We start from the raw sequence: 12,587 nt of genomic DNA on the forward strand, positions 1-12,587 counted from the left end.
ATCGATCCCTTCAGGCCACCATGCCGCGTTGCACGAACTCGATCGTCAGCAGGATGACGAACAGGCCGACAAGCGCGCTGCTGGCTGCATAAAAGTACTTCATCCGCTTTCGGCGCAGGATCCGGGCCGGTTCGCTGATCGTCTGGCTGATCGCGCCCAGCACCGGCAGGCCGATGGCCTTTTCAAGCCGGTTCGCGGTGGAAAAGGTCGAGCGTAGATGGCCCACGGCGAAGGACGCGGCCACACCGGCGCCCAGCCCCATGATCAGCACGCCAAGCAGCAACAGCGGGCGATTGGGCGAAATCGGGCTGCGCGGGCTGGCCGGCGGGTCGATCACCTGGAAACGCACCGAATTGTGCTCGGTTTCGATCGAGCCACGAATGCGCAGCTGTTCGCGGTTCTGCAGCAGCTTGTCGTACTGCTGCTTGAGCACATCGTAATCGCGGGTGATCTGCTGATATTCGCCCGCAGCAGCAGGGTTGGAGAACTGCTGCGCGGTCAACGTGGTGATTTCCTGCTGCGCGGCTGCGCGGCGGGCGGACAGCGCCTGGACATTGGCCTGGCGTTCGGCGCGGATCGATTCGAGCGAGGAATAGGCTGGATTGGGCATACCCGGCGTCCCGCCGCCGCCTTCGGCTGCTGCTGCTGAACGCAGTGCACCCACCTGGTTGCGCGCCGCAATCACGTCGGGATGATTTTCAGTGAGGCCACGTGCGCGCAGCGAATTGAGCTGCGCCTGGGCCTCGTTCAGCGCGCCGCGCGCCCCGCCGACCGGGCCGGCGGCACCGGCAATGGTCCTGGGGGTGCCGGCCATCTGGCCGTTGATCGCGGCCAGCGCGCTTTGCGCGGCGGCCAGATCGGCATCGATCCCGCGCAGTTCGGCGCGTGCTGCTTCAAGCTTTTGCAGGCCTGCTCCAGCGCCGCCGGCCAGCGACGGGTTCTGCGCTTCGAACTGCAAACGCTTTTGCTCGGCAGTCGCCAGTTCCTTTTGGCGCTGGGCCAGCTGGCCATCCATGAATTCGAGCGAAGTGCTCATTTCACCGCGGTTTCCAGCCAGATTCTCTTCGCGGAAGATGTCGATCATCTTCTGGACAATCAGCTGCGCGATCTTGGCGTTCTGCGCATCGCTGTTCGATCCATCGCCATAGCTGGCGGTGATGATGAACAGGTTTTCCTGGCTGCTCTCAACCTTGATCATCTTGCCAAGGCCAAGCACAGCGGCTTCCATCTGCTTGGGCGTGGTGATATCGGCACCGATCGGGGTCGAACGGATCACCTTTTCAAGGTTGACCGCGCTGGTCAGCGTCTGGCGGACGCGGTCCACGCCCTGCTTGCGGTCGCCCTGGCCGATCCCGATTTGCTGGGCCAGCATGTCGTCCAATTGGACATAGATCCGGGCCCGAGATTCGTAGCTGTTGGGGATCATCGCCACCATCAGCCAGCCCACCAGGCACAGCCCCCAGGCGATACCCAGCGCCAGCCAGCGGCGGTGCCAGACCGAATGGAGCGCTGCGCGCAGTTCGTCAAAAATGTTGGTCATCGTGCGTCCCTGATCCGCCCTTCGCTCAGAACTGGCTTTCGGGGATGATGATCACATCGCCGGGCATCAGCATCACGTTGGCGCGGCTGTCGCCCTTCTTGAGCAAGTCACCAAGGCGCAGCGCGTATTCCTTCTGCTTGCCGGTTTCCTTGTCGAAGCGGATCAGCTTGGCGCGATTGCCGGCGGCATATTCGCTGAGACCGCCGACCGCGATCATCGCGTCGAGCAGCGTCATGTTGGCGCGGTAAGGCAGCGAAGCGGGCTTGCCGGTCGCGCCGATCACCCGCACCTGCTGGCTGTAGGTTCCGGCAAATTTGTTGACGATCACCGAGACCAGCGGGTCCTGGATATACTGCGAAAGCTGCAAGGTGATGTCATCGGCCAGCATCTTGGGAGTCTTGCCCACGGCCGGCATGTCGGTGATCAGCGGGGTGGTGATGCGGCCATCGGGGCGCACCTGCACCTTGGCACCCAGCTCGGGATTGCGCCACACGAAGATGGTCAGTTCATCCAGCGGACCGATGATGTAATCCTCGCCCGGGCCTTCCTGCATCGCCACGAAGCTGGCGGGCGGAAGCTGCGGTCCGCTGCCAGCCCCAGCGCAACCAGACAGTGCCAGGCTGGCCATGGCCAGGCCGGCCAGAAGGCTGGAAAAGCGAGAGAAATTCATCGGGCATGTCCTTCCAAGGTGCCCGGCCCCCGCCGCAGGAATGCCCTACCCGACGCGAAAACCCGGCAATTCGGCCTCCGCTATCGGAAAAAAGGGTGAATATTGCGTTAGCCTTATGTGCAGATTGTGTGCGCAGATGGACCCGGTCCCGGAATGGGACGCCTCGAAATGTCTTTGTTAAACCAGCATTTCCGCGGCTGGACCGTGCCCGAGGAACTGCGCCGGGCTGGCGCTGGCGCCATAGGCACCGGCGCAGAACACCGCGACCAGATCACCCACATCGGCGTGCGGGAATTGCCCCTTCTCGGCCAGCCGGTCGAGCGGGGTGCACAGGCAGCCGACGACGTTTGCCACCTCGTCCGCCGGTTTGTCCATGCGGGTGGCGATCGCCACGGGGTAATTGCGCCGCACCACCGTGCCGAAATTGCCGCTGGCGGCAAGCTGGTGATGAAGGCCCCCGTCAACGACCAGGAACAGCTCCTCATGGCTTCGCTTTCTGTCAACGATTTCCGTGAGATAGACGCCTGCTTCGCCAACCAGGTAGCGGCCCAGCTCGAGGCAGAACTGGGTGTCTTGCAACGCCGGCGCGCGGCGCTCGAGCGCCTCGCCCAAGGCCGCGCCGATGGCGGCAATATCGAGCGGCTCGTCGCCCGGGAAATAGGGAATGCCGAACCCGCCACCGAGGTTGCAGTGCGGCAGCGCAGCGCCGCTTTGCTCTGCCAGCTGCGCGGCCAGCGCCATGGCCTGCTCCTGCGCTTCGATGATCGCGGGCGTGCTCAACGCCTGGCTTCCGGCAAAGATGTGAAAGCCGCGCCATTCCGCGCCGCTGGCGATCACCGCGCGGGCCATGGCCGGCACGCGTTCGGCATCCACGCCAAACGGCTTGGCCCCGCCGCCCATCTTCATGCCCGAACCTTTGAGGTCGAACGGCGGATTGACACGGATTGCGAGGCGCGGGGTGATCCCCAGCCGTTCGCCAGCTTCGAGCGCGCGCACCGCCTCGCCCTCGCTTTCAAGGTTGAGCGTGACACCGGCGGTAATCGCCGCCTCGATTTCATCGATACGCTTGCCCGGCCCGGCAAAGCTGATCCGCGACGGATCGAGCCCGGCATTCAGCGCCATGACCAATTCCCCGCCCGAAGCGATGTCGAACCCGTCCACAAGTTCAGACATGAGATGAAGAACAGGCGCATATGAATTTGCTTTTACAGCATAATGTAATGCAACAGTCGATGGCATCGTATGGAGCAAGTCAGTCACCCGGCGCCGGATGCGATCGGCTGAATAGACGAACAGCGGCGTCATGCCGGCTTCGGCAACAAGCTCACGCACCTTGCGTCCGCCGATTGCCAGTTGGCCTTCGATCATGCCAAAACCGGGCGGGATGGGGCCAAGCGGCTTCATGCTCCAAGTTCCCGCGCTGTTTCACGCCCCACCGCGGCATCTCGCAAAGTCTGCTGCAGCAACGCGCGATCAATTTTGCCGTTGGGGCTGATCGGCATGGTCTCGATCCAATGAATGACCGCCGGTTGCATGAAATTTGGCAGCTCGCTCTTCAAAATGGCCGGAAGCCGGTTGGCCGGGCTATCTGCGTGCGGTGCGGCGCGCACAACAAGGGCTATGGCCTGGCCGAGACGCGCGTCGGCAATACCCAAGGCGACAGCTTCAGCAACCAGTCCGCTGGCCAGCGCCGCGTCCTCGATCTCCTGCGGGCTGATGCGGTTGCCCGCACTTTTGATCATCGCATCGCGGCGGCCAGCGAAATAGAGCAATCCATCCGCCGCGCGCCGCACCTGGTCGCCCGACCACACCGCCATGCCGCCATAGCGCGAGCCCGCCGGGGCCGGTTTGAAGCGTTCGGCGGTGCGCGCCGGATTCTGCCAATAACCTTGCGCGACCAGCGGCCCGCAATGGACCAACTCGCCTTCTTCGCCATCGGCCGTCACACCGCCGTGATCGCCGATGACCAGCACTTCGGCGTGCGGGATGGCTTTGCCCATCGACGTGGGATGCGCGCCGACCAGCGCCGGATCGAGGTAAGTGGAACGGAAAGCTTCCGTCAGGCCGTACATCGGGAACAGCTGCGCCGCCGGAAACAGGCCGCGCAATTTGCGTACGAGGTCCACCGTCAGCGCACCGCCCGAATTGGTCAGCCGGCGGAGATTGGCGGCCACATCTGCTGGCCATTCAAGCTCGGTCAATTGCACCCACAGCGGCGGCACTGCGGCCAGCGTGGTGACGCCGTGGCGCTCTACCGCCTTGATGACGTCGCGCGGTGCCAGATAATCGAGCGGGACCACACAGCCCCCGGCGGACCAGGTGCTGAGCAACTGGTTCTGGCCATAGTCGAAAGCAAAGGGCAGCACGGCCAAGGTCACGTCATCGGCGGCCATGCCCAGATAGCAAACGACGCTATCGGCCCCCAGCCACAAGTTGGCATGGCTGAGCATGACGCCCTTGGGCCGCCCGGTTGATCCACTGGTATAGAGAATCGCGGCGAGCGCGTGCGGATCGGCAGACGACGGACCGATTGGTTCGGCAGTGCTGGCCTCGTCCAGAACTGCGTCCTCGGCCAAGGCGCAGCAGCGGCCCGGGCAATCGCCGGGTTCCAGCGTGCCGAGCCGCGACGGCGTTGCCATCAGCAATGCAGCGCCGCTATCGGCCAGGATATGCGCCACTTGCGCCCGTTTAAGCAGTGGATTGATCGGGACGTGGACCAGCCCGGCACGCGGCGCGGCCAAAGGCATCAGGCACGTCAGCTCACCCTTGGCGGCCCAGCTAGCCACGCGCGCGCCCGGTTCAAGCCCCAGACGCTGCAGCCATCCGGCCAGCCTTGCGACACGATCCTTTAAGTCCTTGTGGTTAAGGGTGCCACTGCGCAGCACCAGTGCCGGGGCTGCGTCATTGCCACGTTCGGCCACATGGTCGATCGGCCTGGGATCAGGATTAGGCTGCGCAGACAAGGACTTGTTCGCTCCAATGACGGGATGGACTGCAAAGTGATCGTGGTTACCTATCACGATGATCTTAACGAAGTGCAAGGCGATGCGCGGTTGGCGGCATTGCTTGATGCACCGCATGCGCAGGCACCGTTTGACCGGCTTGATTGGTGGCGCGGCCTGTTGAAGCACTGCGACATGTTGCCGCTGATCGCGGAGGCGCGCGATGGTCACAGCCGCGCGGTCCTGCCGCTGCTGCGCCAGGGCCGGTCGATCGTTGCCCTGGCCAACTGGTATTCGTTCCGGGTCGCTCCTCTGGTCACCGAGGGCGCCGACAAGGCCGCGCTGTTTGCGGCGCTGGCGGCCGATCTGGCCACACAAGGCCCGCGCATCATCCTATCCCCCCTGCCCAATGAGAACGGCGAGACCGACCTGCTTCAGCACGCTTTCGGCAGCGCAGGATGGACTGTGTTCCGCCGCCAGTGCGATGTGAACCATGTGCTGGCCGTTGGTGGTCGCAGCTTCGCCGAATATATGGCTGCCCGTCCTGGCCCGCTGCGCACCACGCTGAAGCGCAAGGGCGGCAAGGTGGAGGTGCGCCTTGAAACCGAGTTCGACCCTGCCAGCTGGGACGCCTATGAAGCGGTTTATGCGCAAAGCTGGAAGCCGAGCGAGGGCAGCCCCGCCTTCCTGCGCGCCTTTGCCGAAGCCGAAGGACAAGCGGGCCGCCTGCGCATGGGCCTCGCCTATGCTGACGCAGAGCCCATCGCCGCGCAGTTCTGGACCGTGGAGCACGGCACCGCCTTCATCCACAAACTGGCGCACACCCAGGCCTCCAAGCCGCTTTCCCCCGGCACCACACTGTCTGCTGCCCTGTTCGAACAAGTGATCGACCGCGACCGCGTTTCACTGGTCGATTTCGGCACCGGCAACGATGGCTACAAGCGCGACTGGATGGAAGCGGTGCGGCCGCGCTTTGCGCTCGAAATGTATCGCCCGGGCTGGCCCGGAAACTGGCCGCAGATGGCGCGCGCTGCCTTGCGCAGCCTGCGCTCCGGCGGCTAGAGCAGGCATCCATGGATACTACCGACACCAAACTTCGCTCAGTTCTTGCCGATGTGCTGGGCCTCAAGCCCGGCCAGACCGAAGCGTTTACCACCGAAACCGGATTGTTCGGCGATCTGCCCGAACTCGATTCGATGGCGGTTGCGGGCTTGCTTACCGAGATGGAAGACCGGCTGGACATCGTGATCGACGAAGACGAGATCGATGGCGACCTGTTCGAAACCTACGGCTCGCTACTCGCTTTTGCGCGTGCCAAGCTGGCCGGGGCGTGAAGGCGGCCGAATACCCTTGCCCGCTCCCCGGCGGAGCGGCGGCGCGTGAATTTGCGTTGGTCTTTGATTCCGGCCGCGACACCCGCGTGCTGGTGGCCCCTGCCCTGTTCGATGAAGCCCACAAGCTGCGCCGCTTTACGGTCGAAGTGATGCGCCGGCTGGGCGGTTCTGGGATCGATTGCTTTCTGCCCGATCTGCCCGGCTGCAACGAAAGCGAGCAGGACCTGGCGCTGATCGAACCCGAAGACTGGCGCATGGCGCTGGAAGCGGCGGCGCGGCATTTCGGCGCGACCCATGTGCTGGCGGTCCGCGGCGGAGGGCTGATCCTGCCCGGCAAGCTTGGCGGGTGGCACTATGCGCCGGTCAAGGGCGCCAGCCTGCTGCGCACGATGCTGCGCGCCCGGATCCTGGGCGCGCGTGAGGCCGGCCGCGAGGAAAGCGTCGACGCGCTGATGGAACAGGGGCTGCAAATGGGGCTCGACCTGGCTGGCTATTCGCTGTCGGGCGAAATGCTGCGCCAGCTGGGTGCTCTGGTGCCGGGCAAGCAAGCCGGGATCACCGCAATCGAACACGAACTTGTCGGCGGCAGATCATTGTGGCTGCGCGCCGAGCCGGACGAAGATCCGGCGCAGGCTGATGCCCTGGCTGCTGTCGTAGCTGTGGCGCTGGCCGCGTGAAGCGCCGCCACGTCATCTTTGCCTGCGCGGGCGAGACGCTGGCCGGCAGCATCGATATGGCTGCGGCCACCACCGGGCTGCTGATCGTAACCGGCGGCAACGAATTGCGCTGCGGGCCGTTCGGCAGCCATGCCGAACTGGCTGACAAGATCGCGACCACGGGTTTTCCGGTATTTCGCTATGACCGGCGCGGCGTGGGCGACAGTTCGGGCAGCAACGCCACCTTTGCTGACAGCACAGACGATATCGCTGCAGCGCTGCATGCGTTCAAGGCCCATGTCCCGACGCTGCGGCGCATGGTGGCTTACGGTAATTGCGATGCCGCGAGCGCGCTGATGCTGGCAGGCGGCACCGGTTTTGACAGTCTGGTGCTGGCCAATCCGTGGACGTTCGAACCGGAGCCTGAACCCGAACGCGAGGCCCCTGCAGCCGAACCCGAAATGCCTCCTGCCGCGATTCGCGCGCATTACTTGCGCCGGATCGTCGACTTATCGGCCTGGAAACGCCTGCTCAGCGGCAAGGTCGAAGTGGGCAAGCTGGCCGGATCGATTGCCGCCGCGGTCAAGTCTGATCCACCGCCAAGCACGTTAGCCCAGGAGATCGCCAACGGATTGAGCAGATTCGGCGGCAGCGCAGCGATCTTGATCGCCGAGAACGACCGCACCGCACAGGCCTTCCTCGCGCATTGGGACAAGGGCGACAGCCGCCTGCGCAAATGCCCCGGCGCTGGTCACAGTTTTGTCGAGCCGCAAGCACGGATCTGGCTGCAGGGGCAGATCCTGGCGGCGTTGCGCGGGGTTTCCTAAGCTTTCGACGCCGCAAAATCCCGCTCGGCCAGAAACCGTTCGGCATCAAGCGCCGCCATGCAGCCGGTGCCCGCCGCAGTTACCGCCTGACGATAAGTGTGGTCCATCACATCACCGCAGGCGAACACGCCGGGGACCGCTGTCTTGGGCGTACCGGGTTCAACAATCAGGTAACCGCCGCCATCCATTTGCAGTTTGCCTTGGAATAGCTCGGTCGAAGGGGCGTGGCCGATCGCCACAAACGCGCCGTCGGTCGGTTCCACCGAACTCTCGCCGGTCACGGTATCCTTCATCGCGACCCCGATCAGGCCCGTATCGCCGCCAACGAAGTGGTCGACCGCCTTGTTCCAAAGCACCTTGATGTGGGGATGCGCGAACAGCCGGTCTTGCAGGATTTTTTCGGCGCGTAGGCTATCACGGCGGTGGATCAGCGTGACGTCCTGCGAATGGTTGGTGAGGTACAGCGCCTCTTCCACCGCGGTGTTGCCGCCGCCGATCACCACCACCTTTTTGCCGCGATAGAAAAACCCGTCGCAGGTGGCACAGGCCGAAACGCCCTTGCCCGAAAGCTCTTGCTCGCCCGGCACGCCCAGCCACTTGGCCGCCGCGCCGGTGGCGATCACCAGCGTATCGCCTTCATAGACATCGCCGCTATCGCCGATCGCGCGGAACGGTGAGCCCGACAGATCGACCTCGGTAATCGTATCCCACAGCATCCGCGTGCCGACATGTTCGGCCTGGGCCTGCATTTCCTCCATCAGCCACGGGCCCTGGATCACATCGCGAAAACCGGGGTAATTCTCGACATCGGTGGTGATGGTCAGCTGCCCGCCCGGCTGCAGCCCTTGCACCACGATTGGCAACATGCCCGCGCGCGCGCCATAGATCGCGGCGGACAGGCCCGCCGGGCCGGAACCGATAATCAGCATGCGGGTGGTGTGGGTGGCCATCTGTGTCTCCGTGCGTTGGCGCACCAGATAGGAAGCGGCGCACCGCTTGGCGAGTCCTGCGGTCGTGAATTTCCCCGGATTGACGCAGCGCAGCAAAGCGCGCAAATCGCAGCCCCATGAGCATCAACGGACCCACCGCCAACAGCTTCATCTCGCAGCGCCTGCGCATGCATTATGTCGATTGGGGCAACCCCGAAGCACCGCCGCTGATCCTTCAGCACGGCGGACGCGATCATTGCCGCAGCTGGGACTGGGTGGCCGAGGAGCTTGCCAAAGACTGGCACGTGATCGCGCCCGACCTGCGCGGCCACGGCGACAGCGCCTGGGCGCCCGACGGCAATTACGAGATGAACATGTTCGTCTATGATTTTGCGCAGCTGGTGCACACGCTGGGGCGCGATTCTGTGACGATCGTGGCGCATTCGCTGGGCGGCAATGTCGCCACGCGGTTCGCCGGGCTGTACCCGGAAAAGGTCCGCAAGCTGGTCAATATCGAAGGCCTCGGCCCCTCCCCCAAAGTTCGCGCCGAACGCGAGGCCAAAGGCTATTCCACCCGGTTCCGCAAATGGATCGAGGACAAGCGCAAGGCCTCGGCCCGGATCCCGCGGCGCTATGAAACGATCGAGGCCGCTTTTGCCCGGATGAAGGATGAGAACGGCTTCCTCACCGACGAACAGGCCCGCCACCTGACCGTCCACGGTGCCAGCCGCAACGAAGACGGCACCTGGAGCTGGAAGTTCGATCCCTACCTCAACGTCTGGCCGTTCGACGAAGTGCCCGAAGACCGCACCAACGAGTTGTGGGCGGCGATAACCTGCCCGATCCTGTTCCTCTATGGCGCGGATTCGTGGGCCTCAAACCCGGAAACCGATGGCCGGGCGATGGTCTTCCAGGATCACAAGGTCAGCGAATTCGAAAACGCCGGGCACTGGCTCCACCATGACCAGTTCGATCGCTTCATGCGTGAAGTGAAGGCGTTTCTCTAGGCCTTGGAGAAACGGTCCAGCATCGGCGGACGGTGCAGGCATTCGGCAAAATCGAACGGCCGGGTGGTCAGCGGCGCGACCCGCACGGCATCGGGATGGCGCGGATTGAGGTAAATCACGTCGGCCTCAGGCAGCACGCGAGAGCGGATCGCGCAGGTCAGTGATCGCTGCGTATCCAGCCATTCGCCCACGAACGCCCGGATGGTATCCTCATCCGGATCGGGCACGCGTTCGGGCACCACATCAACCTCGGTCCAGCCCAGCACAAAGTCATCCGGCAAGCCCACCAGATCGCGCGGCTGATAGCGCAGCGCCACCAGAACCGCGAGCCCAGCCTCGCTCGCCAGCGAGACCACCGGATGACCGGAAGGCGCATAACGTGCGCCGTTCAATTCGGCTCCCTTCCCGTCCAGCGCCACATAGGGCACGCGGGTCAGGCGCCAGAGCTTCATTTCGCCCCTCGGTCAGGCCTGCGGCCTGCCACCTCCCCAACGCACGTCGATGGGGAGATTTTCGAGCGATTCTCCCCATCGACTTGCGATGGGGAGGTGGCATCGCGCAGCGATGACGGAGGGGCCTTACCAAACCGCACCAGCCGCTCAGCCGCAAGCGCGATAATGCCCTCGGCAACCTGCACTGGATCAGCCAGAACCTCGCGCGCCGCAATCCGCAACACATCGATCCGGTGCGTGTCCAGCCACGTATCCCGCGCCAGATCACGCGCTGGCCGGTCGCCCATGTCATGCGCAATGCCATCGACCTCAATCGCCAGATTGGCTCGCGCGCAGAAGAAATCGAGCACATAATTGCCCGCCGGATGTTGGTTTCTGAACCGGATGCCTTGGGGAGAACCGCGCAAATGCCGCCACAACATAGCTTCAGGGAGCGACATCTCCCGGCGCAAGCGTTTGGCCCGGCGGATGGTGGTTGCTCGCTTGGCTGGCCGGCTCACAAGCACCCCTCCGTCAGCGCTTCGCGCTGCCACCTCCCCATCGCAAGTCGATGGGGAGACTCTTGCGCGACCGTTGCGTGAATCTCCCCATCGACTTGCGATGGGGAGGTGGCAGGCCGCAGGCCTGACGGAGGGGCCCTATTCCCCAAGCTTCCAGTCCCACCCCAGCGGATCGCCGTCCATCACCTCGACGCCTTGAGCGGCGAGTTCGTCACGCAGGCGGTCTGAGGTGGCGAAGTCCTTGGCGGCACGGGCTTCCTTGCGAGCGGCAAGCACCGCTTCGATTTCAGGTTCAGTGATGGTCGCGGATTTGGGACGGATGCGAAGGTCGGCGCGGGATAGAGTGAGGAGATTTAGGCCTAGTACTCTGTCCATCGCACCAATAGCTTCCATCCTTTCCTTGTCAGCGGTATTCTTCAAAGAAATGACAATATCCAATAAGGAAAGTACATTCGGGGTGTTCAGGTCATTGGATATCTCAGCGTCAAAATCGGCACTGAGCGCTCCCACCATGCCTCCATTGTTCTCTGCCAGTTGAACCTTCAGCGCTTCAACCCCCATCACCATGCGCTTCAGCCGCACCAACGCAGCCCCCAGCCCTTCCCAACTAAACTCAAGTTCAGACCTATAATGCGCCTGCAAGCACATCAGCCGATAGGCCAGCGGGTGATAGCCCCGGTCCACCAGCAATTGCAGCCGCAGAAACTCACCCGCCGATTTCGACATCTTGCCGCCCCGGTCGATCAGGAAATTGTTGTGCATCCAGATACTTGCGCCGGTGTGGGCGCTGCACTCATGCGCCTGGTTCTGGGCGATTTCGTTGGGGTGGTGGATCTCGCGGTGGTCGATCCCGCCGGTATGGATATCGAACGGCATGCCCAATTCCGCCGCGCTCATCACCGAGCATTCGAGGTGCCAACCGGGCGCGCCTTTGCCCCATGGGGAATCCCATTCCATCTGGCGGGTCTCACCCGCAGGCGTCTTACGCCAGATGGCGAAATCGGCCTGATGATGCTTGCCCGAAACCTCGTCGATCCGGCCTTCGCCTTCATCGGTCGCAGCGCGGGCCAGGCGGCCGTAATCGGGGACGGTCGAAACGTCGAAATAGAGCCCGCTGTCGAGCTCGTAGCAGTGCTTGTCGGCGATGCTCTTGGCGTAGTCGATCATCGCCGGGACATAGTCGGTGGCGACGGTCCATTTGGCGGGTTCGGTGACGTTGAGCCAATTCAGATCGCGCTTGAACTCTGCGGTGTAAAACGCTGCAATGTCCCAGGCCGTCTTGCCCGAAAGCGCTGCGGCTTTCTCCATCTTGTCATCGCCGGCGTCGGCATCACTGGTCAGATGCCCGACATCAGTGATGTTGATGATGTGCGTCAGATCATAGCCCTTATACCGCAGCACACGGCCCAACGTATCGGCGAACACATAAGCACGCATATTGCCAATATGCTGGAAATTATACACCGTTGGCCCGCAGGTATAGACCTTGGCCTTGCCTTCCTCGACCGGATCGAAGGCTTGAAGTGATCGCGTAAGGCTATTGTAAAGGTGAAGCGTCATGGCTTGCGTCCTGCCTGCCAAACCGCCCCGCCGTCAACTCTCTCATTTTGGCGCGGGGCAGCTTTCATCATCGGGTGCGCAATCGGCTTTATCATCGATGGCCCAATTATCATCGTTGCCAGCGCCGGTAACGGGATCATCGATGAGCGGCTGGAAATCAATTTCAACTG

At 63.5% G+C, this 12,587-nt stretch carries 13 protein-coding genes; 5 read left to right on the forward strand and 8 right to left on the reverse strand.

The annotated features are described in order from the left end of the window. Nucleotides 1-10: 10 nt before the first annotated feature. From RMN99_RS03965 to RMN99_RS03980, 4 genes are all read right to left on the reverse strand, one after another. Nucleotides 11-1,540, reverse strand: coding sequence for an XrtA system polysaccharide chain length determinant (locus tag RMN99_RS03965; RefSeq protein ID WP_309621994.1), 1,530 nt, complete (start codon nt 1,538-1,540; stop codon nt 11-13). Between the two features lie 25 nt (nt 1,541-1,565). After that, a complete protein-coding gene (locus RMN99_RS03970) occupies nt 1,566-2,210 on the reverse strand; it encodes an XrtA/PEP-CTERM system exopolysaccharide export protein (protein ID WP_309621995.1) in 645 nt (214 codons plus the stop codon). 177 nt (nt 2,211-2,387) lie between these two features. Next, the gene (locus RMN99_RS03975) at nt 2,388-3,614 is read right to left on the reverse strand and encodes a pyridoxal-dependent decarboxylase, exosortase A system-associated (protein WP_309621996.1); all 1,227 of its coding nucleotides are present in this window, start codon (nt 3,612-3,614) and stop codon (nt 2,388-2,390) included. Next, nucleotides 3,611-5,173 (reverse strand): acyl-CoA ligase (AMP-forming), exosortase A system-associated, encoded by a 1,563-nt coding sequence (locus RMN99_RS03980; protein WP_309621997.1) that lies wholly within the window; start codon nt 5,171-5,173, stop codon nt 3,611-3,613. Before RMN99_RS03980 ends, RMN99_RS03975 begins: the two co-directional genes overlap by 4 nt. A gap of 36 nt (nt 5,174-5,209) precedes the next feature. On the opposite strand from RMN99_RS03980, the gene RMN99_RS03985 reads away from it, so the two are divergent. Genes RMN99_RS03985 through RMN99_RS04000 form a run of 4 tightly spaced genes read left to right on the forward strand, consistent with a single transcriptional unit; the run spans nt 5,210 to nt 7,969 of the window. Further along, on the forward strand, nt 5,210-6,214 hold the full coding sequence (locus RMN99_RS03985) for a GNAT family N-acetyltransferase (RefSeq protein ID WP_309621998.1): 1,005 nt from the start codon (nt 5,210-5,212) through the stop codon (nt 6,212-6,214). A gap of 11 nt (nt 6,215-6,225) precedes the next feature. Continuing rightward, nucleotides 6,226-6,486, forward strand: coding sequence for an acyl carrier protein (locus RMN99_RS03990; protein ID WP_309621999.1), 261 nt, complete (start codon nt 6,226-6,228; stop codon nt 6,484-6,486). Nucleotides 6,487-6,542: 56 nt separating this feature from the next. Further along, nucleotides 6,543-7,163: a hypothetical protein gene (locus RMN99_RS03995; protein WP_309622000.1), complete on the forward strand. Its 621-nt coding sequence runs from the start codon at nt 6,543-6,545 to the stop codon at nt 7,161-7,163. Next, nucleotides 7,160-7,969 carry a hydrolase 1, exosortase A system-associated gene (locus RMN99_RS04000; RefSeq protein WP_309622001.1) on the forward strand — a complete coding sequence of 270 codons (810 nt, stop codon included), beginning with the start codon at nt 7,160-7,162 and terminating at the stop codon, nt 7,967-7,969. The genes RMN99_RS03995 and RMN99_RS04000 overlap by 4 nt, the downstream gene beginning before the upstream one ends. On the opposite strand, the gene trxB is transcribed toward RMN99_RS04000, so the two are convergent. Next, complete coding sequence (gene trxB / locus RMN99_RS04005; protein WP_309622002.1) at nt 7,966-8,919, reverse strand: thioredoxin-disulfide reductase; 954 nt, start codon at nt 8,917-8,919, stop codon at nt 7,966-7,968. The genes RMN99_RS04000 and trxB overlap by 4 nt on opposite strands. A 116-nt stretch (nt 8,920-9,035) precedes the next feature. Here trxB and RMN99_RS04010 point away from each other — a divergent pair, with 116 nt between their 5' ends. Next, nucleotides 9,036-9,905, forward strand: a complete 870-nt coding sequence (locus tag RMN99_RS04010; RefSeq protein ID WP_309622003.1) for an alpha/beta hydrolase — start codon at nt 9,036-9,038, stop codon at nt 9,903-9,905. Here the strand turns inward: RMN99_RS04010 and RMN99_RS04015 are convergent. The 3 genes from RMN99_RS04015 to cysS all read right to left on the reverse strand — a co-directional run bounded on the left by RMN99_RS04015 (nt 9,902) and on the right by cysS (nt 12,417). Beyond that, nucleotides 9,902-10,357, reverse strand: a complete 456-nt coding sequence (locus tag RMN99_RS04015) for an RES family NAD+ phosphorylase (protein ID WP_309622004.1) — start codon at nt 10,355-10,357, stop codon at nt 9,902-9,904. The genes RMN99_RS04010 and RMN99_RS04015 overlap by 4 nt on opposite strands. Continuing rightward, complete coding sequence (locus tag RMN99_RS04020) at nt 10,354-10,797, reverse strand: endonuclease domain-containing protein (protein WP_409035229.1); 444 nt, start codon at nt 10,795-10,797, stop codon at nt 10,354-10,356. Before RMN99_RS04020 ends, RMN99_RS04015 begins: the two co-directional genes overlap by 4 nt. A gap of 198 nt (nt 10,798-10,995) precedes the next feature. After that, on the reverse strand, nt 10,996-12,417 hold the full coding sequence (cysS, locus tag RMN99_RS04025) for a cysteine--tRNA ligase (RefSeq protein ID WP_309622006.1): 1,422 nt from the start codon (nt 12,415-12,417) through the stop codon (nt 10,996-10,998). Between the last annotated feature and the right edge of the window lie 170 nt (nt 12,418-12,587).

This window comes from Novosphingobium sp., assembly GCF_031417815.1.
Lineage (GTDB): Bacteria > Pseudomonadota > Alphaproteobacteria > Sphingomonadales > Sphingomonadaceae > Novosphingobium.

Bases quoted from the DNA above. Each gene is read 5' to 3' on its own strand.
- cysS (WP_309622006.1), bottom strand. From the start codon at position 12,417: ATGACGCTTCACCTTTACAATAGCCTTACGCGATCACTTCAAGCCTTC.
- RMN99_RS03990 (WP_309621999.1), top strand. From the start codon at position 6,226: ATGGATACTACCGACACCAAACTTCGCTCAGTTCTTGCCGATGTGCTG.
- RMN99_RS03965 (WP_309621994.1), bottom strand. From the start codon at position 1,540: ATGACCAACATTTTTGACGAACTGCGCGCAGCGCTCCATTCGGTCTGG.
- RMN99_RS04010 (WP_309622003.1), top strand. From the start codon at position 9,036: ATGAGCATCAACGGACCCACCGCCAACAGCTTCATCTCGCAGCGCCTG.
- RMN99_RS04015 (WP_309622004.1), bottom strand. From the start codon at position 10,357: ATGAAGCTCTGGCGCCTGACCCGCGTGCCCTATGTGGCGCTGGACGGG.
- RMN99_RS03970 (WP_309621995.1), bottom strand. From the start codon at position 2,210: ATGAATTTCTCTCGCTTTTCCAGCCTTCTGGCCGGCCTGGCCATGGCC.
- RMN99_RS03975 (WP_309621996.1), bottom strand. From the start codon at position 3,614: ATGAAGCCGCTTGGCCCCATCCCGCCCGGTTTTGGCATGATCGAAGGC.
- RMN99_RS04020 (WP_409035229.1), bottom strand. From the start codon at position 10,797: ATGTCGCTCCCTGAAGCTATGTTGTGGCGGCATTTGCGCGGTTCTCCC.
- trxB (WP_309622002.1), bottom strand. From the start codon at position 8,919: ATGGCCACCCACACCACCCGCATGCTGATTATCGGTTCCGGCCCGGCG.